Here is a 22658-nt window from a genome sequence, read left to right as displayed (position 1 = left end):
TCGCGTCAGCGATAGTAGCCGTACGTATCACAATAATTCAGGCATTTCCCCGCTCGGTGTTGCCACGACGGATCAGCGGGGCTGCTCCGGAGGGACCTGACGTCTCAGACGCCTTCGAGGTTGCAGGCGGCCCAGATGACCTTGCCCTCCGGTGTGTAGCGCGTGCCCCAGCTCTGTGCCAGCTGAGCGACGAGGAACAGACCGCGGCCGCCCTCGTCGGTGCTGGCCGCCCGGCGCAGGTGCGGGGCGGTGTTGCTGGTGTCGGAGACCTCGCAGATCAGGCAGCGGTCGCGCAGCAGCCGGACCCGGATGGGTCCGCTGCCGTGGATGATGGCGTTGGTGACCAGCTCGCTGAGCATCAGCTCCGCGGCGAAGGCGGCCTCGTCGAGGCCCCAGTCGGCGAGCGTGCGCATGGCCGAGGCGCGGACCTCGCTGACGCGGGCCGGATCGGCGGGCAGCTCCCAGGTGGCGATGCGGCTGGCGTCGAAGGCGTGGGTCCGGGCCACGACCACGGCGATGTCGTCGGCCGGGTGGGCCGGTGCCACGGTGTCCAGGACCGCCCGGCAGGTCTCCTCCGGTGTGCGCTCGGCCTGGGAGAGGGCGGTGCTCAACTGGTCGAGGACCACGTCGACGTCGCGGGTGCGGTCCTCGATGAGCCCGTCGGTGTAGAGGACCAGTTCACTGCCTTCGGGAAGGTGGACCTCCAGGGCCTCGAAGGGCAGGCCGCCCAGGCCGAGCGGGGGCCCGGCGGGCGGGTCGGGGAACGAGACGGTGCCGTCGGGGTGGACCAGCGCGGGCGGCGGGTGGCCGGCGCGGGCCATGGTGCACTGCTGCGTGGTCGGGTCGTAGACGGCGTAGAGGCAGGTCGCGCCGATGATGCCGGCCCCGTAGGAGACGGGGTCCTCGCGGTCCAGTCGGCCCACGAGGTTGTCGAGGTGGGTGAGGACCTCGTCCGGCGGGAAGTCGAGTTCGGCGAAGCTGCGGGCGGCCGTGCGCAGCCGGCCCATGGTGGCGGCGGAGAACATGCCGTGGCCGACGACGTCGCCCACGAGGAGGCCGATGCGCGCGCCGGAGAGCGGGATGACGTCGTACCAGTCGCCGCCCACGTCGGATTCGGCGGGCAGATAGCGGTGGGCCACCTCGACGGCGTCCTGGTCGGGCACACCGTGCGGGAGGAGGCTGCGCTGGAGGGCCAGGACCATGGTGCGTTCGCGGGTGTAGCGCCGGGCGTTGTCCAGGGACAGGGCGGCACGGTGGGCGAGTTCCTGGGCCAGCCGGCGGTCGTCGTCGTCGAAGGGCGCGGAGTCGTGGGCCCGGTAGAAGGTGGCCACACCGAGGGCGACACCGCGTGCGACCAGGGGCACCGCGATGAGGGAGCGGACGTGCCGCAGCAGCCGTTCGGTGTGCTCGGGGTCCTGGGCCAGCCAGTCGGCGGCGCCCGCCAGATCGGGTTCCAGGACCGCTTCCCCGGCGGTCAGACAGCGCAGCTGGGGCGCGGTCGGTCCGTACTCGGCCTGTTTGCCCACGGGGCTGAAGGGGAGGTCGTCGCCGACGCCGTGGACCACCATGCGGCGCAGGTCGGCGCGGGGGTCCGTGGCCTCCTCGCCGCGCAGGACGGGTTCGGCCAGGTCGACGGTGACGTGGTCGGCCAGGCGCGGGACGATCGTCTCGGCGAGTTCCTGGGCGGTACGGCGCACGTCGAGGGTGGTGCCGATGCGGGCGCCGCTCTCCGACAGCAGCTCCATGCGGCGTCGTGCGGCCAGGGCGTACGTCCCGACGTGCGGCTCCCCCACCATCAGCAGCCCTCGGGCATGGGGTGCTGCGGGACCCGGGTCGTCGCCCGGGGCGCCGTCGACGTCGACGTGCACGACGGTGGGGGTGGCCGGGGGACCGGTCGCGGGGCCGGCGGTGCCGGGGACCTGACCGGGCGGACCGAGGGTTCCGGCGCTGACGGGTCCGGCGGAGGCACCGACCAGGGGGAGACCGTTCAGCGGCGGGAGGGTGGTGGGCGCGGCGGGCTGGACGAGTTCCTCGACCTGGCGCGGGATGTCGGGGAGCGGGCGGGAGGGGCCCGGGAGGACGGCCTCGATGGCGACGCCCTCGACTCCGGAGGCGCTCGTCATGGGACGGCTGACGAGTGTGATCCGCCGGCCGTCCGGCAGGTGCACGTCGACAGCCGCCCGCTGGGCGCGGGAGATCAGCTCGGCGGCCTTCTCCACGAGGATCGCCCGGTCGCCGGGGCCGAGTTCGAGGGCCAGGGCGTTCATGTGGACGCTGTGGTGCAGGCCGCCGCCGGCCTTCGCCTCGGCCACCGTGTACGCCTGGAGCAGGGAGCGCTCGCGGGTGGAACTCTGTGCCAGCAGCCGGCGTTCGATGGCCGCGGCCGCCTTGCGGATCACGGGCGTCAGCGCCGGGTCCTCGGCGCTGCGGGGGTAGCCGAAGCACAGGACGCCCTCGATACGGCCGCTCAGCGGGTCTCGGACGGGAAGGGCCCGGCAGGCGCTGGCCTGGGAGCGTTCGGCGAAGTGCTCCGCGCCGTAGACCCCGATGAGCCGCCGCTCCGCCAGGGCGAGGCCGATGCCGTTGGTGCCGGCGAACCGCTCGGCGAAGACGAAGCCCGGCACGGTCTGGATCGCCGGGAGACTCCGGGCCATCGACGCCCGGCCGAAACGGCGCATCAGCACTGTCCCGTTCCCGTCGGCGAGGGAGATGTTCATGGCGCTGCCGGCGAACCGGGACTGCAGCCGGTCGAGCACCGGTGTGGCCGCGCGGACGATACGGCTGTCGGGGTCGAAGTCGTCGTTGAAGGGCAGCTCGGACTGGTTGGGCGACAGTCCCAGGGACCGGGAGCGCCGCCAGGAGTGCAGGATCGATGTCCGGACACCGGTCTCGACCGGTTCACCCTGGAGAAACAGCTCACGGAAACGGGCGGGTCCCGTGCCTTGTGTCGCACGCCCCGTGAGAATCGGCTCGCCGTCGGAACGGACCACGCTCGCCTCGCACGCGCCTTCGATAACCAGCTTTTCGGAAGTATCCGGCATTGCCGAGGATACGGGCATCGGCAACACGAGTCACGGTCGGCAAGGGACTGGCATGGAGACGAGGGGGCCGTTCGGTCACAGGACCGCGACCGGGTTGACGGGTGAGCCGGTCCCTCCGGGGACGTTCAGCGGGGCGACGACGAGGAGGAACGCATACCGCCCTGCCTCCGCGGTGGCCGTGGCGAGCGCCTCCAGATCGAGGTTGTCCAGCAGGGGCACCCCCATCGCGGTCACGGCCAGGGCGTGGACCGGCGAGTGCACCCCCGGCACGGGCGAGGGCCGTACGTCGTTGTCGCCGTCGCCGCCTAGCAGGGAGATCCCCCGTTCGGCCAGCAGCGGTACGGCGTCCACATGGAACCCTGCGCTCGCGGTGTCGGGGTCCCAGGCGCCGCGTTCCCCGCGGCGGCGGACATGGCCGGAGCGCAGCAGTACGGCATCGCCCTCGCCGATCGTGACCCCGAGCGCCTTCTCCGCGGCGAGGACGTCCCTCGCGTGCACGGCTCGACCCGGCTCCAGCCAGCGGACCCCGAGCACGGCGGGGAGGTCGAGCAGCACACCCCTCGTGACGAGGGGGCCGAGCGCGGCCACCGCACCGAAGCGGGCGCCGGCCGTGTCGACGGACTCGCGGGCCGCCCTGCCGTCGTAGAGCCGCCCTCCGTAGGCGATGTGGCACAGCGCGTCCAGATGGGTGACGCCCTTGCCGTGGTAGTCCGCGGCGAGGAAGTCCTTGTAGGTCGTGGGTTCCGGGCTCTCCACGTCGCCGAGGTCGGTCATGTGGTGCAGGGCGGGCTTGCGGTTGTCCGGGCCCGGCCGAGTGTTCCACGGCAGCGCCATCGGGACGACCTGCCCCGACCGCACGTGCGCGGCGGCCCTCTGCACATGCTCCTCGGTCACACGGTTCCACGCGCCCCGGTCGGCGGGGTGCCAGCGGCCCCAGGTGCGGACGGCCTCGAAGATCCGGTCGAACTCCTGCCGGGAGACGACGGGGCCGTTCCCGGCGGCGTCGCCATCGTGGTCGGCCGCCCGCTCGGGGGGCGGGGTCTCGGCGGACGTCGGACTCATCGGCACTCCCGCACATGACACCGGGGGGATCCGGATCCACCGTGCCCGGTCAGAGCATCCGGCGCCACAGCAGCCGGGGGGCGGCCCGGACGAGGGCCGCCGAGGCCAGGCCGATCGCGGCGCCGGCGGCCACGTCGGAGGGATAGTGCGCGCCGCTGTGCACGCGTTCGACGGCCACCGGCACCGCCAGCACCCCGCAGGTCGCGCCGAGGGGCGGCCACACCGATCCGACGGCGCCCGCGAAGGCGAAGGCGGCGGCCGTGTGACCGGAGGGGAAGGAGGAACTCTCGGGACGGTCCTGCAGTTCGTCCGGCGGGACCCACTCCGGGGGCGGGCGGCGGCGCCGGTAGACCTGTTTGGCGACCATGTTGGACAGGAGCTGTGCCGTCCACATGCCCGTCACACCGGCGATCGCGGCCACCCGGCCGCGCCCTCCCGTGGCGGCCAGCGTCACGGCCACGGCCCACCACACCTTGGTGTGCTCGGCCGACTCCTCCACCATGGGCAGCACCCGCCGTGCCCAGGAGGGCCCGCAGTCGATCAGCCTGCGGGCCAGCCTCCGGTCGTTCGCGCGCAGCCGCGCCATCAGTTTCATCGGCAGCGTTCTCCCGTCCGCGCCGCCGGGGGCGGCGAACCGACTCTCACGAGCGCTCGCTCAGGTGCGCAGTCGCCGTCGGTCCTCGTCGGTCCACTTCCGGGTGTCACGTGGCTGGACGTACGGTTCCTCCTCGACCGGATGACCTCCCGCGACGGCTCGCTGACGGGCCAGCTCCGCGTCGAACTCCAGGCCGAGCAGAATCGCCAGATTCGTGATCCACAGCCACACCAGGAAGACGATCACACCGGCGAGGGTGCCGTACGTCTTGTTGTACGAGCCGAAGTTCGCCACGTACACCGCGAACCCGGCCGAGGCGACCATCCAGATCAGCAGTGCCAGGAGACTGCCGGGAGTCACCCAGCGGAAGCCACGCACCTTGGCGTTGGGAGTCGCCCAGTACAACAGCGCGATCATGACGGTGACCAGGGCCACGAGCACCGGCCACTTGGCGATCGACCACACGGTCAGGGCCGTGTCGCCCATGCCGAGGGCCGAACCGGCCTCGCGAGCCAGGGCCCCAGTGAACACGACGATCAGCGCGCTGATCACCACGAGGACCAGCAGGACGACCGTCACGGCGACCCGGATCGGCAGCACCTTCCAGACGGGGCGGCCCTCGGGGATGTCATAGACGGCGTTGGCGGTGCGGATGAACGCGGCGACGTAGCCGGAGGTGGACCACACCGCCAGCACCAGACCGACGATCGCCATGACGGAGCCGATCCCCGCGTTGCCCTGGAGTTGCCGCACCGCGTCCTGGAGGATCTCCCGCGCGGAGCCCGGCGCCAGGCTCTGGATGTTGTCCAGCACCTGCCGGGTTGCCGACCGGCCGGTGATCCCGAGGAGGGAGACGAGCACCAGCAGCGCCGGGAAGAGCGAGAGGATGCCGTAGTAGGTCAGAGCCGCGGCCCGGTCGGCCAGTTCGTCGTCCTTGAACTCCTTGAGCGTCCCCTTGAGCACGGCCGACCAGGAGCGTTTGAGCACCTGCGTGGGTTGGTCCGGCGCTCGCCGCTCCACCTGCTCGTCCGGTCCGAGGGGCCGCTCCTCGGGCGCTCGCCCAACCCGGTCCTCACGGTCGAGGGACTGCTCCTCCGGCTCCCTCCGGTCCACCCTTTCCTCCACGGCGTCGGCCTCGCCCTCGTGCGCGTGGTGGTCGCCATGCCTTCTGAGCCGTTTCAGTGTCCGCACCATGCGCCCACGCGTATCCGCACGGGGAGCACCTATGCGCCCGTTTAGCCAGAAATGTCGAGTGTTCCCGACAATATCCGTTACGCCCGGCTCCCCCGCGTCGTCAGTCGGTGATGACAGGGCCGGCGCGAGCCCACCCGCCGCCCTGCGCCACCTCGTACTTGAAGGCCGCGGCATCGGCCCGGCTGATCGTCGGGTTGCCCTTCGTGGGCAGCCGGTCCCCCGCGACGAACGCGCCCCGCGCCGGGCCGTCGGTCAGCCGCGTCGGCAGGACGATCGTCCAGTCGAGCCCGCCGGAGCGGATGTGATCGTCCGCGGTGGCCTTGTCGGCGTAGACCGACCGGAGCAGCGTGCGGTAGATCGCCTTCTGGGTGGCGCTCGACCAGTCGAAGGTGTGCCCCACGCCGAACGACGACAGCCACACCGGTCGGGACACCCCTTGCTCCTCGGCCGCCCGGACAACGGCCGCCGCCGCCCGCGTGAAGAGACCGTCGGCCCGAATCGACTCGTGCCCCTGCCCAGCGCCGACACGACCGTGTCCTGCCCGGCCGCGGCGGCGGAGACATCGCGGTACGAGGTGGCGTCGCCGGTGGCTACGGTGACCTGCCGGGCCAGGTCGCCGAGGGCCACCGGGTTGCGCACGAAAGCGGTGACCGAGTCGCCGGAGGGCAGAGCCGCGTCGACGACATGATGCGGCCGGTGCGACCGGTCGCACCGAGGATGAGCAGTTTCAGGCGTGGGGCACACCTTCGACTGGTCGAGCGCCACCCATCGACAGCCACACCGGTCGGGACACCCCTTGCTCCTCGGCCGCCCGGACAACGGCCGCCGCCGCCCGCGTGAAGAGACCGTCGGCCCGAATCGACGTGCCCCTGCCCAGCGCCGACACGACCGTGTCCTGCCCGGCCGCGGCGGCGGAGACATCGCGGTACGAGGTGGCGTCGCCGGTGGCTACGGTGACCTGCCGGGCCAGGCCGCCGAGGGCCACCGGGTTGCGCACGAAAGCGGTGACCGAGTCGCCGGAGGGCAGAGCCGCGTCGACGACATGATGCGGCCGGTGCGACCGGTCGCACCGAGGATGAGCAGTTTCATTGACAGAGGCCCTCGGGGGGAACGGCGCGATGAGGCGACCGGGAACACAAGCGGACAGCTTTCCGATACCGAGAAGGAACCGGACAACTGTCCGGTTAACGGGACGGTTGTCGCCTCAGCCGCCGGCGCCGGGAGCGCCCGCACAAAGGCCGTCCATGATCAGATCGAGTAGCCGGGCGGTCTGGGCCTGCCAGTCCCCGTGGAGGTCGATCTGCCAGATGCCCGCGATGGCCAGGGCGAAGTCGTCCGCGGTCAGGCCCGGCCGGATGGTGTCGGCCTCACGGTTGGCCTTGAGCAGGAGTTCGACCGCGGAGACCACCGACGCGTACCCCGGCTTGGCCGGACCTCCCGCCGCACGGGCCGCCTGCCGCAGCGCGTCGGCCAGCCCGGCCTTGGCGATGGCGTACCGGGCGAGGCGGTCCATCCACTCCCGCAGCGCCTGGTCGGGCTTCCGGGTCTCCAGCAACCGGGCCGCGCTGTCGGCCAGTTGACACACCTCGTGCCGGTGCACCTCCAGGACGAGCGACTCACGGTCGGGGAAGTTGCGGTAGAAGGTGCCCTGCCCGACACCCGCCTTCTTGGCGATGACGCTCAGCGGGACGTCCGCGGAGCGCGCCAGTTCGACCAGCGCCACCTCCAGGATGCGCTCGCGATTGCGCTGCGCGTCCGTCCGCTGAGGCACACCGTCTCTCGACTCCATCCACCCTCCTTCCCGCACCGCTGCGGGCCCCGCCCGCTCCGGACAGCCATCCATCACACTCGCCGATAGTGGACGATTGTCCACTTAGGCCACCTTACCGAGCGTCGGCACGCCTTGCTCCGGCCACCGAGGGACCCACGGGAGCGGGCTCCGGGCGCACATGGTCCGCCGAGTCCGGCCTGCTTGCCGAGCGCCTCGTCAAAGGGTGTCCAGGGCGGGCCGGGACTCGGCCAGGCGGCGCGGTTCGGCCTTGCCGCGCTTGCCGCCGGCGTTGCGCGGCAGGCGGTCGAGGGGCAGGAGCCGGGTGGAAAGTTTGTCGGCGAGGTGACGGCCGGGGAACGCCCGGACGACGGTCTCGCCCCACGGGTGGTCCGGGGGGCCAGGCCGGCCGCCTCCAGTACGCCGGGGCAGGCGGCGAGGCCCGCCCGACCTCGGCCGGGTAGTTTGTTCTCGCCACCGCTGATGATCATGTCCTTGAGCCGGTCGACGATGTAGCGGAAGCCCTCCTTGTCGCGGTGGGCGATGTCGCTGGAGTGGAACCCACTGGCGTCGCTGATGTCGACGGCGGCCATGGCGGCGGCTCCTTCGCCGGCTGTCGTAGCGACTTCGGCGCACGCTGCGGAGAGCTCCTGGTCGTTCCACCGCCCCACCGGGCGGCCTGTCGGCGAAACCGGTCGGGCGGGCATGGTGAAAGGACCTCTCAAGGGGCCCCCGTCTCGTCCGGCAGTGTCTGTTCGGCCCAGATGGTCTTGCCCGTGCGGGTGTGGCGGCTGCCCCAGCGCCGGCTGAGCTGGGCGACGAGGAGGAGGCCGCGTCCGCCCTCGTCGAAGGCGCGCGCCCGGCGCATGTGCGGCGCGGTGCTGCTGGAGTCGGACACCTCGCAGATGAGGGTGGTGTCGCGGATCAGCCGCAGCTGCACGGGGGCGTCGCCGTAGCGGATGGCGTTGGTGACCAGTTCGCTGACGATCAGCTCGGTGACGAAGGAGAGATCGTCCAGCTGCCAGGCCACGAGCTGGTCGCAGACCAGTTTGCGGGCCCGGGCGACGAATGTGGGGTCGGCGGGGACGTCCCAGGTGCTGACCTGGTCGGCGGCCAGTCCGTGGGTGCGGGCCAGGAGCAGGGCGACGTCGTCGGCGGGGCGCTCCGTCAGCAGGCCGCGCAGGACGCCGTCGCAGGTCTCCTCCAGGGGCCGGTTCTTGCCGTGCAGGGCCTCGCGCAGCAGACCGAGCCCGTCGTCCATGTCGTGTCCGGCGGCGTGGACGAGGCCGTCCGTGTAGAGGGCGAGCACGCTGCCCTCGGCGAGGTCGACCTCCGCCGTCTCGAACGGCAACCCGCCCACCCCCAGCGGCGGCCCGGTGGGCAGGTCGAGGAACTCCACCTCGCCGTCCGGGGCGACCAGGGCGGGCGGCGGGTGGCCGGCCCGGGCCATGGAGCAGCGGCGTGTGACGGGGTCGTAGACGGCGTACAGGCAGGTGGCACCGATCTCACCGGGGCTGTCGGCGTCGTCGTCGCCGTCCGGCATCGTCTCGGTGTCCAGGCGCAGGACGATGTCGTCGAGCTGGGTGAGCAGTTCGTCCGGGGCGAGGTCCACGTCGGCGAGGGTGCGTACGGCGGTCCGGAGCCGGCCCATGGTCGCGGAGGCCTGCACTCCGTGGCCCACGACATCGCCGACGACGAGCGCCACACGCGCCCCGGACAGCGGGATGACGTCGAACCAGTCGCCGCCGATCCCGGCGCGGGAACTCGCCGGCTGGTAGCGGGAGGCGATTTCTACGGCGGCCTGCCGAGGTGCGTGGTGGCGCAGCAGGCTGCGCTGGAGTCCGAGCGCGATGGCGTGCTCGCGGGTGTAGCGGCGGGCGTTGTCGACGCAGACGGCGGCGCGGGCGGCCAGCTCCTCGGCGAGCATCAGGTCGTCCTCGGTGAAGGGGTCCGGGGTGCGGTGGCGGGCGAGGAGTGACAGGCCGAGCGTGACGCCGCGGGCCCGCAGCGGTACCGCCATCAGCGAGTGGATGCCGTAGGCGTCGATGCTGCGGTCCCGGGTGGGCGAGTCCGCGGCCCACAGCCGGCGGATGGTGTCGTCGACGTCGTACAGCAGGGCCCGGCCGCTGGTCAGGGCGCGGCCGGGCGGTGAGTTCTCGTCGTAGGTGTGGCGGCTGCCGACCGGGATCACGGCTTCGGGGCAGCCCTCCAGCACGGACCGCTGGGCGGTGCGGCGGAAGAGCAGGGGGCCGGCGCCGGGCAGGAGGGGTGCCTCCTCACCGGCCAGCACCGAGTCGAGCAGGTCCACCATGACGAAGTCGGCGAAGTAGTCGGTGCACACCTCCGCGAGTTCCTCCGCGGTGCGCGCCACGTCCAGGGTGGATCCGATACGGCCGCCGGACTCGTTGACCATGGTCAGCCGGCGGCGGGCCAGGAACTGCTCGGTGCTGTCCAGCGCCACCAGGCACATGCCGCGCACCGCGCCGAGGTCGTCCTTCAGCGGGCTGAGCGACACCAGCCAGGCGTGCTCGCGGGCCTCGCCGGGTGCGTGCAGCCAGGCCTCGTACGGCACCGGCTCGCCCGTGCGCAGGACGCGGCGCACCGCGGAGTCGAGCCCCTCGAAGCCGGGGAGCCGGCGCTTCCCGTCGACGGACTCCCCCACCCGGCGGCCGAGCAGGTCCTTCTCCGGCCTGCCCATCACGTCCTCCATGGCGGAGTTCGTGGCCACGGCGAGCCCGTCCTGGTCGAACAGCGCGATGGGTACGGGCAGCTGGTCCAGGGCCCAGCCCCGCAGCCGGGCCACGGGTTCCGGGACGGTGGCCGTCAGGAACCACCGGTCCTCCCCCGCGGTGTCCGTCAGGGGGTGGGCCACCAGTTCCAGCTCCACGCGGTGGCCGTCCCGGTGCCGGGCGTCGAGGGGGCCGCGCCACGCGGAGCGTTCGGTGAGACGGCGCCGGGCCGGGACGGGAACGGGGCCGGTCAGCAGTTCGGCGGCGGGTCGGCCGAGCACCTCCTCGGGCCCGTATCCGAGCAGATCACCGGCGCCGGTGCTCCACGCGACGATCACCCCCCGGGCGTCGACCGCGGCCGAGGCGATACCGTGCTCGCCCATCGCTCCTTCTCTCCACGACCGGAGCCACGTGGCCGGCTCGGTCGAGATCGACTGCTCGCACTCTTCCCGGGTTCATTGTGCGCCGGGCACTCCCCGAGGCGCGCGAGCGCGGAGCACGAGGGTCCGCAAGGCGTCCGGTTCCGGGGGTGGCGTCCCACTGGTCGCACGGCGAGGATGCCCCCTCGCACGACACATCCTGCCGTGCGTTCCGGCGGTCGGCACCGGCCCGGACGGGAAGGGGGTCCGCGATGGGGGCACACGCAGCGCGGGGCCGTCGCGGACGCGCGCTGTGGGCGCCGACGGTCCTCATGCTCCTGGCCGCTTGCCTCGGCATCCCGCAGGCCGAGGGGGCGCCCGTGTCGGCGGACGCCTGCCGTACCACGGGCACCGCGTTGCCGCTCGGCGACTGCGGGCCGTTCTGGCAGGTCCTCGCGGAGGACTTCAACGGTGACCGGGTGCCGCTGGGGTCGTTCGACGACTGCGAGCACGAGGTCGACACGTCCGCGGCGTACTGCGGGGGTCTGAGCGGCGCCTACCGCGACCACTGGTGGGCGTATCCGACCGGTTGGCGGGACACGGCCAACGACCGGGGCCGGGAGGTCGTGGGTGTCTACCATCCGGAGGACACCGTGAGCGTGGGCCCTGCGGAGAACGGCGACGGACGGATGTACATCCGGATGTGGCGACCCGCCGACGGAGGTCCGGTGCACGCCGCCGCGGTGGTACCGCGGGCCGTCATGCAGATGAGGTACGGCAAGTACAGCGCTCGTATCAAGGTCACCGCGCTCGCTCCGGGCTACAAGTCGGCCTGGCTCCACTACGGCGGCGGCTGCGAGATGGACCATCCCGAGGGGGAGTGGACGGACGGCCTCACCGCCTTCCACCATCCTTGCGGAGGCGGCGAGCAGGGGTACTTCCCGGGGGCCGGCGACTGGACCGAGTGGCACACCGTGTCCACGGAGTGGACGCCCGGTCATGTGCGGTTCTTCGTGGACGGCAGGCTGGTCGGGCACGACACCCGGGAGGTGCCGGACCGCCCCCTGTCGTGGGTGCTGCAGAACGAGAGCGCCCTGCGGGGACCGGTCGCGGCCCCCGGCAGCAGCGCCCAGCTCGACATCACGTGGGTGGCGGCCTACGCGTACGGCTGGAAGTGATCGGACCGGGCGCCCCGGGCAGGGGGCGGCGGGTGTCCCGCGCCCTCGCGTCCACCGTCCCGCGCGCGTCAGGATGTGCGAACCGGCAGGAGGGCGCGGATCTCCCAGCCGTGGCCGACACGTGGCCCGGCGTGCAGTTCGCCGCCCAGCGCGGTCACCCGTTCCTTCGGGCCGACCAGTCCGAAGCCCCCGCCGCGAGCGTCCTCCGGCAGCTGGCTGCCGCCGTGGCCGTCGTCCGCGACCGACACCTCCGGCCGGCCCGGTGCCGGAGTACTACGGTGATCCGCTCGGCGTCGGCCGCGTGCCGCCGTACGTCTCAGGCGAGCGCGGCTGCGACCAGCGCCCCGGCCAGGGGTCCCGGGCGGTCGGCGCGGCTCCCAGCCGCCGGGCGATCTCCGGCACCATCGGTTCCTGCCAGTGCAGTTGCTTCCAGAAGTGCCGGCTCAGCGTGAGACCGAGTATCAGCCGGCGACCGGCAGTCTCCGTGCGCCCCACGGGCTGTTCGATGATGGTCCCCCCGGGCGCGGCCGTCCGGGCTCGAGGGAGGTCGCGGCGCGGCGGTTGGCGCGGGCAGGTCACCCCGGCCATGACGTTCCTCTGTGCGGCAGGTTCCGTGGTCGAACGAGCGGATGCTCGTGGGGCGACTTCGTTGCGTACCGCTGCCGTGGGTACGTCCGGCCGTAGCGGGCAGCCGACGGCCCCGGCATCCCGCTGGCGGCGCTGTCGGGCCGTCCGCGGTCCGGTCGTTCAGTCCGCGGTCCGGTCGTTCGGGACGGCATGGGTGAGGGCCGGGCCTGTCCCAGTCGGCGAGGGCGAAGGCCCGGCCTCTCTCAGCCGGCCCGGGCGAAGGCCCCGCGATGTCGCGAAGGTCATGCGTCGCGCAGTGCCCTGTGGATCTCGTTCAGGTACGTGGTCAGCCGCCGGTAGTCGGCCGGGGCCAACGGCGCGACGAGATAACGCTCGACGACCTGCCCGTGCGCATCGGCGGCCCGGAGGAACACGGTGCGACCGTGATCGGTCGCCTCCACCAGAACGCTCCGGCGGTCCTCGGGCGACGGCACCCGGCGGACCAGGTCCGCCGCCTCCATGCGGTCGATGAGCCGGGTGATGCCGCTGCTGGTCAGCGTGAGGTCGTCGGCGAGTGCCCGCTGCGACACCTCCTCGCCCGGCTGTCGGCAGAGCCTGATGAGGACCTCGAACATCGTGTGACTGATCCCGCACTCCCGCCTCAGGACGCCGTCGATCCGCTGCTCCATGCGGGTCGCGGCCTTGATCAGCAACCCGAAGTCCTGTACGAGCCGGCTGCCGGCGGCGCGGGCCGTCTCGTCAGCCCGCTGGGTCTCGGCATCCACCTGTGTGCGTCCTCTCATGGCCTTCTGCCTTCGGCCGGCCTTCTCCTGGCCCGTCCCCCGACCGTTCCCTGACCGTCGCCCTGGCGCCGGATCCGGCGCAGGGCCTGCTCTCTCACCCTCTGACTTTAGTGCCCACTCACCTACCAAGGTCTCAACTACTGAGCAGTCAATTGCTGAGCAGTCAATGAAGTCCTATGGTGGGTCCACCGCCGGGAGAGTCCGAGAAAGGGGACATCCATGGACCTGAGGCACTGGCTGGGCCGAGCCGACGACGCCGTACAGAAGTGGGCCGGCACCTTCGGCCCCTACGAGCCCCACTCGTCCCAGCACGTCGAGGACGACACCTTCGGCGCCGTCTTCAATGAGTTCACCGGACGGCTGAGGGACAACTATCCGTTCTTCCACCCGAGCTACGCGGGGCAGATGCTCAAGCCTCCGCACCCGGCCGCGGTGGTCGGCTATCTCACCGCCATGCTGATCAACCCGAACAACCACGCCCTGGACGGCGGGCCGGCCACCGCCGCCATGGAACGGGAGGCCGTCGCCGGGCTCGCCGCGATGTTCGGCTTCGACACCCACCTCGGCCATCTGACCACCAGCGGCACCATCGCCAACCTCGAAGCCCTGTTCGTCGCCCGGGAACTCCACCCCGGCCGGGGCGTCGCCTACAGCGCCGAGGCCCACTACACGCATGGCCGCATGTGCCACGTCCTCGGCATCAAGGGGTACCCGATTCCCGCCGACGACCGGGGCCGGATCGATGTCGACGCCCTGGAGGACGTCCTGCGCACCGGGGACGTGGGCACGGTCGTCCTCACCGCCGGTACCACCGGCCTCGGTGCCGTGGACCCGGTCCACACGGTGCTCGCCCTGGGGGACCGCTACGGGGTGCGTCTCCATGTCGACGCCGCGTACGGCGGCTTCTTCACCCTGCTCGCCGGCGCCGACGGCCCCGAAGGACTTCCGGCCGAGCCCTGGCGGGCGATCGCCCAGTGCGACTCGGTCGTCGTCGACCCGCACAAGCACGGTCTCCAGCCGTACGGGTGCGGCGCCGTCATCTTCCGCGACCCCGAGGTGGGGCGGTTCTATCTGCACGACTCGCCCTACACGTACTTCACCTCCGCCGAGCTCCACCTCGGCGAGATCAGCCTGGAGTGCTCACGCGCCGGCGCCTCCGCCGCCGCACTGTGGCTCACCTTCCAGCTCCTCCCGCCGACACCGACCGGTCTCGGCCCGGTCCTCGCGGCCGGCCGCCGCGCCGCGCTCCGCTGGGCCGACCTGATCGACGCGTCCGGCGTCCTGGAGCTGTACCAGCGGCCCGAACTGGACATCGTCGGCTACTTCCCCGCCGTGGAACCGGCGGCGCTGACCGCCGTCGACGCCGCGTCGGCCCGCGTCCTGGCGGACGGCATGGCCCACCCCGATCCGCTGTTCCTCAGCACCCTCAAGGCCGGCCGCGAGGCCTTCACGGCCCGCCACCCCGGCATCGGCGCGGACGCCGACGGCGCACGCATCCTCCGCAGCGTCCTGATGAAACCGGAGTCGGAGCAGCACGTCGAACGTCTCCACGACCGGGTCGAACAGCTCACCCGCTCCCGCTCACGCTGAGCGCCGGTCGCGACAGGACAGGTCCCGCCTGGTCAGGCTCCGCCGCGCCACTCCGGCGGCAAAGGGAGCGGTGACAGGTACCAAATGCCCCCGCTCATAGCAGCAGTTGGGTCGGCTCGTCCAGGGGGCCCTCTCCCGGCTCACTGCTCGGGCGGGCGTCAACACGCAAGCACATGCCTGCCGGAGTGATCAAGGGGCGGGCCATGCCTACCGTGCTGTGGCATGCCAATCTTCTTATCGATCGCACGGACCGGCCGGCGCGCCGGTCTCGCCGCGCTGGTGGCGGCCTTCGTACTGGCCACCGGCCCGACGGCGACCGCACGAACGCCGGACCCCCACACCGCCGTGGACTGCGGCACGCACGACCGGACCCGTGAGGCTCTGCGCGTCCTCACCGACCTCGACGGCATCACCGGGGCCGCCGTCCTGGTGACCGACCCCACCGCGGACCAGTCCTGCGGTCGTTGGACCGAGGCCGCCGGAACGGCGGATCCGCGCACCGGACGCCCGATGAACGCCACCGACCGGCTGCGCGTCGGCAGTGTGACGAAGACGTTCACCGCGGCACTCGTCCTGCAGCTCGTCGCCGAGCGCCGCCTCGCTCTGGACGCCCCCGTCGACCGCTATCTGCCCGGCCTGATCCCGGCGGAGGCACATGGCGGCCGTCCGGTGACCGTGCGGCAACTCCTGCGGCACACCAGCGGGCTGCCCGACTATCTCGACGCTCCCGAATGGGGGCGTCCCGAGCGGCTGCGGTACCACCACTTCGAGCCGCGCGACCTCGTCGCCCGTGCCCTCGAACTGCCGCGCCCCCACGGCACCTGGCACTACGCCACCACCAACTACCTCGTCCTCGGCATGATCGTCCGTGAGGTCACCGGCCGTACCGCCGAGGCGGAGATCACCCGCCGCTTCATCGAGCCCCTCGGGCTGCGCGACACCCACTGGCCGGGTGACGACATCCGTCTCCGAGGACCGCACTCCCGCAGCTACTTCACCGACGGTGCCGGTCGGCGCGTCGACGGCACCGCCTGGAACATGACCTTCGGCGGAACCGGCGGCGCCCTCGTCTCGTCGCCGGGCGACCTGACACGGTTCGCCACCGCCCTGTTCGACGGCCGCCTGCTGCCCGCGGCCCAACTTGCCCAGATGCGACGGACGGTGGAGGTCGACACCGACCGGCTCTGGCCGGGTGCCCGCTACGGGCTGGGCCTGATCTCGACACCGCTGTCCTGCGGCGGAACGTGGTGGGGGCACGCGGGGACGGTGCCCGGCGGTCACCGGGCTCTGGTCGCCGTCGGTCCCGGCGGTCGGAGTGTCGCCGTCGCCCTCAACGAGGTGCCCGCCTCGCTGCGGGCCGAATACCACTTCCTGGACCTCGTCGACCAGTCCCTCTGCGAGGGCAGCCCTTCCGAAAGGACCTCCGCATGACCGGCTCCCCCTCCCCGGGCGCACCGTCAGGTGCGGCTTCCTCCCCCACCCGCCCCGGTCACGCGGGCGGCGGCCCTCGCCGGCTCGTGTCGCGGACCGCGGCGGGGGCAGCCCTCCTCCTGGTCGGGGCGCTCACCGTCGCCACGTCACCCGCCGCGGCGGAACCCGCCCGCACGGCGGCCGACCCACTCGCCCGCTACCACCACCAGCACCTCGACTGGCAGAGCTGCCTGCTCGGACCGGACGACGAGACGGGCAAGGAACTCGACAGGGCCGGCGCCCGGTGTGCCGACGTCACCGTCCCGTTGAACTACGACGAGCCCGACGGCCGTACGATCACCGTCGCCATCTCACGGATCCGGGCCGCCGACACGGACCGTCGCGTGGGCGCGCTGCTGCTCAACGGCGGCGGTCCCGGTGGGCAGACCATCGGCGACCCGCCGTGGGTGCGCACCTCGATGAAACAGGTCGGCGAGCGCTACGACGTGGTGGGTGTCGACCCCCGTTTCGTCGGCCGCAGCACGCCGCTGGACTGCCACTGGCCCACCGGCTCCTTCATACGCGGTGCGGGGACGGACCGTTCGGGGTTCGAGCGCACGGTGGCCTTGGCCAGGGAACTCGCCGATCGCTGCCGGACGTCCCAGGGCGACGTCCTGCCGTACGCCACCACGCGGAACACCGCGCGTGACATGGACGTCGTCCGCGCCGCACTCGGTGAACGCAGGATCTCCTACCTCGGCTACTCGTACGGCACCTACCTCGGCCAGGTGTACGCCACGATGTTCCCCGGCCGCACCGACCGCGTCGTCCTGGACGGCCTCGTCGCCCCCGACCGCTACAACCCGCGGCTGCTGCGTGGCACGGAGCAGGCCAACAGGCGCGCCCTGGATGGCTGGGCCACCTGGGCGGCGGCACGCGACTCGGCCTACGGTCTGGGCCGTACCCGGACCGAGGTACTGGCGGTCCTGGACGGCGTCCAGGCGGCGGCCGGGCGCACCCCGCTGGCGATCGGCGACCACCGGGTGGACGAACATGTGCTGCCCGTCGTCGTCTTCAGCGGCCTCTCCCAGGACAACGACGCCGCCTACGCCGATCTCGCCCAGGCGGTACGGGACATGCGACGCGCCGCCGACGGCCAGGCGGTCACCCCCTCGCCGGGTCTCGCCGCGACGCTCGACTTCCTGCTCAACGGATCGTCCTCCGCGTACGGCAGCGTCCAGACGGCGATCCTGTGCGGGGACGTGTCCGCGCCTCGCTCCCCCGAGGTGTACTGGCGTGACGTGGAACGCGCCCGCGCCGAGGATCCGTTGTTCGGTCCCGTCACCCACGGCATCGGGCCGTGCGCCTTCTGGAATCCGCCGCGCGAGCGCCCGACGGCGGTCCGCGGGGACCTGCCGGCCCTGCTCGTCAACGCGACCGGTGACCCGCGCACCGTCTACCGGAACGCCCGGACAGTGCGCCGCATGTGGCCCTCCTCCCGCCTGGTGACCCTCCGCGACGCGGACCAGCACGCCGTGTACGGCGTCTTCGGCAGCCCGTGTGTCGACGCGACGGTCAACTCCTACCTGGCCACGGGTCGCCTGCCGGTCACCGACATCACCTGCGACCGGTCCTCCGCCTGAGAGGGGCGGACCGGCGGCCACCGCCACGACGGGAGGGGAGTCACCCGAGGAAGCTCAGCCGGACCTGGCGGTCGGGGTTGTCCTTGTTGGTGTCGACGAGGCAGACCGACTGCCAGGTACCCAGTTGAAGGCCGCCGCCGACCACGGGAAGCGTGGCGTGAGGTGGGACGAACGCCGGGAGGACGTGGTCACGGCCGTGGCCGGGGCTGCCGTGCCGGTGCTGCCAGCGGTCGTCGGCGGGCAGCAGGGTGTGGAGGGCGGCGAGGAGGTCGTCGTCGCTGCCAGCGCCCGTCTCGATGACCGCGATGCCGGCGGTGGCATGCGGGACGAAGACATTGAGGAGACCGTCCCGGCCGGCGGCCACCTCACGGAGGAACGCCTCGCAGTCGCGGGTGAGGTCGACGACCCGTTCACGGGAGCCGGAGGCGACGTTCAGGACTCGGGTGGTGAAGGCATCGAACATGACTCCATCCTCGCGCACCCCGAGTCGCGGCACGGAAGCACCACCCGCCGCGCCACGACCACGCCCGGGGAAGATCCAGGGCCCACCCCTGGTTAGTAGAAGCGTGAACAATATGCGCGAGGTCGAGGTGGTCGTCATAGGCGCGGGTCAGGCCGGACTGGCCGGCGCTTATCACCTGCGGCGCACCGGCTTCGAACCGGAGCGCGACTTCGTGGTGCTGGACCACTCCCCCGGGCCCGGCGGCGCCTGGCAGTTCCGCTGGCCGTCGCTCACGTACGGCAAGGTGCACGGGATGCACGCCCTGCCGGGCATGGAGCTGACGGGAGCCGATCCGGCGCGGCCGTCCTCCGAGGTGATCAGGGAGTACTTCGAGGCCTATGAGCACACCTTCGACCTGCGCGTACGGCGTCCCGTGGACGTGCGCGCCGTGCGCGAGGGCGAGGGCGGCCGACTGCTTGTGGAGACCTCGGACGGCGCATGGTCGACGCGGGCGCTGATCAACGCCACGGGCACCTGGGACCGGCCGTTCTGGCCGCGCTACCCGGGCCAGGAGACGCTCCGGGGCCGTCAGCTGCACACCGCGCAGTACCCCGGTCCCGAGGAGTTCGCGGGGCAACGGGTGGTCGTGGTGGGCGGGGGCGCCTCCGGGACGCAGCATCTGCTGGAGATCGCCCCCTACGCCGCGGCGACCACATGGGTGACCCGGCGTCCACCCGTCTTCCGCGAGGGTCCGTTCGACGAGGACGCCGGGCGCGCGGCTGTCGCCCTCGTGGAGGAGCGGGTCCGACAGGGCCTGCCGCCGAAGAGCGTCGTGTCGGTGACCGGTCTGCCGCTCAACGACGCGATCCGGCAGGGCATCGCGGACGGCGTCCTGGACCGGCTACCGGTGTTCGACCGGATCACACCCGAGGGCGTGGCGTGGGACGACGGGCTCCGCGTGGACGCGGACGTCATCCTGTGGGCGACCGGGTTCCGCGCCGCCATCGACCACCTGGCCCCGCTGCGGCTGCGCGAGCCGGGCGGCGGCATCCGCGTGGAGGGCACCCGCGCGGCCGTCGACCCCCGTGTCCACCTGGTCGGCTACGGCCCTTCGGCCAGCACGGTCGGCGCCAACCGGGCGGGCCGCGCCGCGGTCCGGGACATCCGGCGGCTCCTTGTGGACGCACCGTTCCCCACCCGGACCGCGCCTCTCACCACCCGAACCGCGCCGGTCACCGCTCCCACCGCTGCGGCCTGAGTCCCGCGTGCCCTCGTCCTCCCACTCGCACGATCAGCGTCCGGCGTCCGGCGTCCGGGCGCATCGAGGGCAACGGCGGCCCTCGCGTGCTCGGCGTGGGCCTTCGCGAGTCAGCCGGACGTCGGGGAGGGGCTCGTGCCGGTCGATCCCGTGGACGCCGACGGCTGTTTGCCGCGGCGCTGGTTGAACTCCGCGACATTGCGCAGGTGTTCCTCGTAGTTCGCCGTGAAGCGCGTGTCGCCCCGCTTCACCGTGACGAAGTACAGCCAGTCACCCGGCGGCGGACTGGTCGCGGCCCGCATCGCGTCCTCGCCCGGGTTGGTGATCGGCGTGGGCGGCAGTCCCATGCGACGGTACGAGTTGTAGGGGCTGTCGATTTTCGTGTCGGCGATACTCGTGTCCAACGTGGAGCGGTTCAGCGCGTAGTTGAGGGTGGAGTCCATCTGCAACGGCATCCCCCGCTCCAGACGGTTGAACACGACTCGGGCCACCTTGCCCATGTCCGCCTTGGTCGCGGCCTCGGCCTGCACGATGCTGGCGATGGTGACCGCCTGGTAGACGTTCATCGCGTTGCGCTGCGCCCCGGCCGTGACCTGGCCGCTGTTGAACTTCTTGTGCGCGGTCTCGACCATGAAGGTGAGCAGCGACTCCGGCGTCGCGTTCTTCGCCAAGGGGTACGTCGCCGGGAAGAGATAGCCCTCCGGGTTGCCTTGGGCGTCCACGGGAAGCGACAGCCGGGCCTTCGGCAGGGACTTCTTGGTGGATCCGGCGGGCAGATCGAGCACCTTGTCGACGGCTTCGTAGACCTGTCCGGCTCGCCAGCCCTCCGGGATCACCAGTGACGTCGGCCGCTCGGCCCCGCCTTCACCGCTGTCCAGGCTCAGCAGCGGCACCGCCACGGCGGCGGCCGCCACGACCGCTCCGGTCGCGATGAGGGCGGCCCGGCCCCGGCGTGTCAGTCGAATCGTGCTCCGTGGCGGAGTGTTCATCTGCATGCGGGCACGGTAACCCGCATATCACCTCAAACCCGGCATATCTTCATCTTGTCGACTCCATCGGGCGCAGCGGCGGCGCCTCCTGGCCGGGAGTGTCGAACGGTTCGACGCCGGAGACCGGTGCCGACCGCCCATGCGGTTGACCGCCGGGGTCCAGCTGGGCGTCACGGCGCACGAGGGCCGCGTAGCGCCCGTTCTGCTCCAGCAGCTCCTCGTGGGTGCCTCGTTCGACCGCGCGCCCGCCGTCGAGGACCACGATCTGGTCGGCCCCGCGGACGGTGGAGAGCCGGTGGGCGATGGTGATGGTGGTGCGGTTGGCGGAGAGCGCGTCGATGGCCTCCTGCACGGCGTGCTCGGTGCGGGTGTCCAGGGCGCTGGTCGCCTCGTCGAGGATGAGGACGGGCGGGTCGCGCAGGATCGTCCGGGCGATGGCGAGGCGCTGCTTCTCCCCGCCGGAGAAACGGTGGCCGCGCTCGCCGACGACCGTGTCGTAGCCGTCGGGCAGGGAGGTGATGTGGTCGTGGATCTGTGCCGCCCGCGCCGCCGCGTGGAGTTCCTCGTCGGAGGCGTCCGGCTTGGCGAAGCGCAGGTTGTCGGCGACGGTGGCGTGGAAGAGGTACGTCTCCTGCGAGACGACGCCGACCGCGCGGGCCAGGGTGTCGAAGCCGAGGTCGCGGACGTCGACCCCGTCGATCAGGACGGCGCCCCCCGTGACGTCGTACAGCCTGGGCACCAGACAGCCGAGCGTCGACTTGCCCGCGCCGGTGGGGCCGACGACGGCGAGGCTGCCGCCCGCCGGGACGGTGAGGTCGATGCCGGTGAGGATCGCGGCGGAGGCGCCCTTGCCGTCGTCGTAGCGGAACTCGACGTCGGCGAAGCGGACCTCGCCCTTCACCTGGTCGAGGCGGACCGGATGTTCGGGCTCGGTGATGTCGATGGGCAGGTCGAGGTACTCGAAGATGCGCTGGAAGAGCGCGAGCGAGGCCTGGATCTGGACGCCGGTGGACAGCAGGCTCACGGTCGGCCGGAAGAGGTTCTGCTGCAGCGAGACGAAGGCGACCAGCGTGCCGACCGAGACGGACGGGCCGCCGAACTGGAAGGCGAGGCCGGCCGTCCAGTAGATGACGGCGGGCATGGCGGACATGACGATCGTGATGACGGCCATGCGCCAGCGCCCGGCCATGTTCGACCTGACCTCCAGGTCGACGAGCCCCTCGGACTCCTCGGCGAAGGACCGGGTGAGCGAGTCGGAACGGCCCATCGTGCGGCCGAGCAGGATGCCGCTGACGGAGAGCGACTCGGTGACGGTCGCGGCCATCGCGGCCATCTGCTTCTGCCGCTGCGTGGTGATCTTCTTGCGTTCGTCGCCGACCCGGCGGCTTATCCACACGAACAGCGGCAGCAGGAGCAGGGTGACCACGGTGAGCCGCCAGTCCAGAGCGACCATGGCGACGATCGTGGCGACCACACTGGTGAGGTTGGAGACCAGGGAGGTCGCCGTGGAGGTGACGGTCGCCTGCATACCGCCGATGTCGTTGGCGATCCGGGACTGCACCTCGCCGGTGCGGGTCCGGGTGAAGAACGCGAGCGACATGCGCTGCAGCCGGCCGTAGACGGCGGTGCGCAGGTCGTGCATCACGCGCTGGCCGACGGTCGTGGAGATCAGCGTCTGCAGGACGCCGAAGATGCTGGTGAGCACCGCGCTGACGATCATCCCGAGCGCGAGCAGACTCAGCAGCCCGAGGCGGCCCTCGGGGATCGCGGTGTCGAGGATCTCCTTGAGCAGGAAGGGCGTCGCCACGGAGGCGAGCGACGCGGCGCCGACCAGCAGGCCGACCACGGCGAGCCGGCCGCGGTAGGGGCGGAACAGCTTCAGGATGCGGCGGACCTGCCGCGGCGCCGGATCCTCGGCGGCCACCTCGGTGCCGTCGGGCGCGGTGCGGGCGGGGGTCCAGGCGGGTTGGCCGTCGGGATGCATGGGCTCCTACGGGGTGAGTCACGGACCGCGTGTCGTCTTGTCCGGT

At 72.2% G+C, this 22658-nt stretch carries 19 protein-coding genes and 1 pseudogene; 5 read left to right on the top strand and 15 right to left on the bottom strand.

Annotated features, from left to right (window positions below; genetic code table 11):
• Positions 1 to 104: 104 nt before the first annotated feature.
• From ACZ43N_RS27260 to ACZ43N_RS27220, 9 genes and pseudogenes are all read right to left on the bottom strand, one after another.
• Entirely contained in the window at positions 105 to 2990 is a 2886-nt protein-coding gene (locus ACZ43N_RS27260; protein WP_468101122.1) for a SpoIIE family protein phosphatase, read from the bottom strand.
• A gap of 126 nt (positions 2991 to 3116) precedes the next feature.
• Positions 3117 to 4109, bottom strand: a complete 993-nt coding sequence (locus tag ACZ43N_RS27255; protein WP_468101120.1) for a cyclase family protein — start codon at positions 4107 to 4109, stop codon at positions 3117 to 3119.
• Between the two features lie 43 nt (positions 4110 to 4152).
• Positions 4153 to 4698 (bottom strand): phosphatase PAP2 family protein, encoded by a 546-nt coding sequence (locus tag ACZ43N_RS27250; RefSeq protein WP_468101118.1) that lies wholly within the window; start codon positions 4696 to 4698, stop codon positions 4153 to 4155.
• 60 nt (positions 4699 to 4758) lie between these two features.
• Positions 4759 to 5892, bottom strand: coding sequence for a YihY/virulence factor BrkB family protein (locus ACZ43N_RS27245; protein WP_468101116.1), 1134 nt, complete (start codon positions 5890 to 5892; stop codon positions 4759 to 4761).
• A 100-nt stretch (positions 5893 to 5992) separates the two neighbouring features.
• Positions 5993 to 6391 (bottom strand): NAD(P)-binding oxidoreductase, encoded by a 399-nt coding sequence (locus tag ACZ43N_RS27240; RefSeq protein WP_468101220.1) that lies wholly within the window; start codon positions 6389 to 6391, stop codon positions 5993 to 5995.
• Between the two features lie 65 nt (positions 6392 to 6456).
• Positions 6457 to 6531 (bottom strand): annotated as a pseudogene (locus tag ACZ43N_RS27235) (NAD(P)-dependent oxidoreductase); the annotation flags it as partial.
• Between the two features lie 88 nt (positions 6532 to 6619).
• Positions 6620 to 6889, bottom strand: coding sequence for an NAD(P)H-binding protein (locus tag ACZ43N_RS27230; protein WP_468101114.1), 270 nt, complete (start codon positions 6887 to 6889; stop codon positions 6620 to 6622).
• A 207-nt stretch (positions 6890 to 7096) separates the two neighbouring features.
• The gene (locus tag ACZ43N_RS27225; RefSeq protein WP_468101112.1) at positions 7097 to 7681 is read right to left on the bottom strand and encodes a TetR/AcrR family transcriptional regulator; all 585 of its coding nucleotides are present in this window, start codon (positions 7679 to 7681) and stop codon (positions 7097 to 7099) included.
• A gap of 700 nt (positions 7682 to 8381) precedes the next feature.
• Complete coding sequence (locus tag ACZ43N_RS27220) at positions 8382 to 10772, bottom strand: SpoIIE family protein phosphatase (RefSeq protein ID WP_468101110.1); 2391 nt, start codon at positions 10770 to 10772, stop codon at positions 8382 to 8384.
• Between the two features lie 248 nt (positions 10773 to 11020).
• Here ACZ43N_RS27220 and ACZ43N_RS27215 point away from each other — a divergent pair, with 248 nt between their 5' ends.
• Positions 11021 to 11926, top strand: coding sequence for a glycoside hydrolase family 16 protein (locus ACZ43N_RS27215; RefSeq protein ID WP_468101109.1), 906 nt, complete (start codon positions 11021 to 11023; stop codon positions 11924 to 11926).
• A 68-nt stretch (positions 11927 to 11994) separates the two neighbouring features.
• Here the strand turns inward: ACZ43N_RS27215 and ACZ43N_RS27210 are convergent, their stop codons facing one another.
• The 3 genes from ACZ43N_RS27210 to ACZ43N_RS27200 all read right to left on the bottom strand — a co-directional run bounded on the left by ACZ43N_RS27210 (position 11995) and on the right by ACZ43N_RS27200 (position 13296).
• Positions 11995 to 12174: a hypothetical protein gene (locus tag ACZ43N_RS27210; protein ID WP_468101108.1), complete on the bottom strand. Its 180-nt coding sequence runs from the start codon at positions 12172 to 12174 to the stop codon at positions 11995 to 11997.
• A gap of 25 nt (positions 12175 to 12199) precedes the next feature.
• Positions 12200 to 12421 carry a hypothetical protein gene (locus ACZ43N_RS27205; RefSeq protein ID WP_468101106.1) on the bottom strand — a complete coding sequence of 74 codons (222 nt, stop codon included), beginning with the start codon at positions 12419 to 12421 and terminating at the stop codon, positions 12200 to 12202.
• A 374-nt stretch (positions 12422 to 12795) separates the two neighbouring features.
• Positions 12796 to 13296 carry a MarR family winged helix-turn-helix transcriptional regulator gene (locus ACZ43N_RS27200; RefSeq protein WP_468101104.1) on the bottom strand — a complete coding sequence of 167 codons (501 nt, stop codon included), beginning with the start codon at positions 13294 to 13296 and terminating at the stop codon, positions 12796 to 12798.
• A gap of 219 nt (positions 13297 to 13515) precedes the next feature.
• Here ACZ43N_RS27200 and ACZ43N_RS27195 point away from each other — a divergent pair, with 219 nt between their 5' ends.
• The 3 genes from ACZ43N_RS27195 (at position 13516) to ACZ43N_RS27185 (ending at position 17939) form a co-directional block, all read left to right on the top strand.
• Entirely contained in the window at positions 13516 to 14886 is a 1371-nt protein-coding gene (locus tag ACZ43N_RS27195; RefSeq protein WP_468101103.1) for a pyridoxal phosphate-dependent decarboxylase family protein, read from the top strand.
• A gap of 222 nt (positions 14887 to 15108) precedes the next feature.
• Positions 15109 to 16317 carry a serine hydrolase domain-containing protein gene (locus ACZ43N_RS27190; RefSeq protein ID WP_468101101.1) on the top strand — a complete coding sequence of 403 codons (1209 nt, stop codon included), beginning with the start codon at positions 15109 to 15111 and terminating at the stop codon, positions 16315 to 16317.
• Positions 16314 to 17939, top strand: a complete 1626-nt coding sequence (locus ACZ43N_RS27185) for an alpha/beta hydrolase (RefSeq protein WP_468101099.1) — start codon at positions 16314 to 16316, stop codon at positions 17937 to 17939. Before ACZ43N_RS27190 ends, ACZ43N_RS27185 begins: the two co-directional genes overlap by 4 nt.
• A gap of 40 nt (positions 17940 to 17979) precedes the next feature.
• On the opposite strand, the gene ACZ43N_RS27180 is transcribed toward ACZ43N_RS27185, so the two are convergent.
• Positions 17980 to 18402 (bottom strand): YjbQ family protein, encoded by a 423-nt coding sequence (locus ACZ43N_RS27180; RefSeq protein ID WP_468101098.1) that lies wholly within the window; start codon positions 18400 to 18402, stop codon positions 17980 to 17982.
• Between the two features lie 103 nt (positions 18403 to 18505).
• On the opposite strand from ACZ43N_RS27180, the gene ACZ43N_RS27175 reads away from it, so the two are divergent.
• Positions 18506 to 19639 (top strand): NAD(P)-binding domain-containing protein, encoded by a 1134-nt coding sequence (locus tag ACZ43N_RS27175; protein WP_468101096.1) that lies wholly within the window; start codon positions 18506 to 18508, stop codon positions 19637 to 19639.
• Between the two features lie 110 nt (positions 19640 to 19749).
• Here ACZ43N_RS27175 and mltG read toward each other — a convergent pair whose 3' ends face one another.
• Both mltG and ACZ43N_RS27165 read right to left on the bottom strand, forming a co-directional pair.
• Complete coding sequence (gene mltG, locus ACZ43N_RS27170) at positions 19750 to 20634, bottom strand: endolytic transglycosylase MltG (protein WP_468101095.1); 885 nt, start codon at positions 20632 to 20634, stop codon at positions 19750 to 19752.
• A gap of 43 nt (positions 20635 to 20677) precedes the next feature.
• The gene (locus ACZ43N_RS27165; RefSeq protein WP_468101094.1) at positions 20678 to 22612 is read right to left on the bottom strand and encodes an ABC transporter ATP-binding protein; all 1935 of its coding nucleotides are present in this window, start codon (positions 22610 to 22612) and stop codon (positions 20678 to 20680) included.
• Positions 22613 to 22658: the final 46 nt, after the last annotated feature.

Source organism: Streptomyces sp. NPDC030814 (genome assembly GCF_055572155.1).
The sequence above is the reverse complement of the archived record's forward strand: the minus strand, read 5'-3'. Positions and strand labels throughout refer to the sequence as shown.

Excerpts from the sequence above, each read along its gene's own strand:
- ACZ43N_RS27220 (WP_468101110.1), bottom strand. The coding sequence starts at position 10,772 with ATGGGCGAGCACGGTATCGCCTCGGCCGCGGTCGACGCCCGGGGGGTG.
- ACZ43N_RS27195 (WP_468101103.1), top strand. The coding sequence starts at position 13,516 with ATGGACCTGAGGCACTGGCTGGGCCGAGCCGACGACGCCGTACAGAAG.
- ACZ43N_RS27180 (WP_468101098.1), bottom strand. The coding sequence starts at position 18,402 with ATGTTCGATGCCTTCACCACCCGAGTCCTGAACGTCGCCTCCGGCTCC.
- ACZ43N_RS27165 (WP_468101094.1), bottom strand. The coding sequence starts at position 22,612 with ATGCATCCCGACGGCCAACCCGCCTGGACCCCCGCCCGCACCGCGCCC.
- ACZ43N_RS27185 (WP_468101099.1), top strand. The coding sequence starts at position 16,314 with ATGACCGGCTCCCCCTCCCCGGGCGCACCGTCAGGTGCGGCTTCCTCC.
- ACZ43N_RS27190 (WP_468101101.1), top strand. The coding sequence starts at position 15,109 with ATGCCAATCTTCTTATCGATCGCACGGACCGGCCGGCGCGCCGGTCTC.
- ACZ43N_RS27215 (WP_468101109.1), top strand. The coding sequence starts at position 11,021 with ATGGGGGCACACGCAGCGCGGGGCCGTCGCGGACGCGCGCTGTGGGCG.
- ACZ43N_RS27200 (WP_468101104.1), bottom strand. The coding sequence starts at position 13,296 with ATGAGAGGACGCACACAGGTGGATGCCGAGACCCAGCGGGCTGACGAG.
- ACZ43N_RS27250 (WP_468101118.1), bottom strand. The coding sequence starts at position 4,698 with ATGAAACTGATGGCGCGGCTGCGCGCGAACGACCGGAGGCTGGCCCGC.
- mltG (WP_468101095.1), bottom strand. The coding sequence starts at position 20,634 with ATGCAGATGAACACTCCGCCACGGAGCACGATTCGACTGACACGCCGG.
- ACZ43N_RS27245 (WP_468101116.1), bottom strand. The coding sequence starts at position 5,892 with ATGGTGCGGACACTGAAACGGCTCAGAAGGCATGGCGACCACCACGCG.
- ACZ43N_RS27225 (WP_468101112.1), bottom strand. The coding sequence starts at position 7,681 with ATGGAGTCGAGAGACGGTGTGCCTCAGCGGACGGACGCGCAGCGCAAT.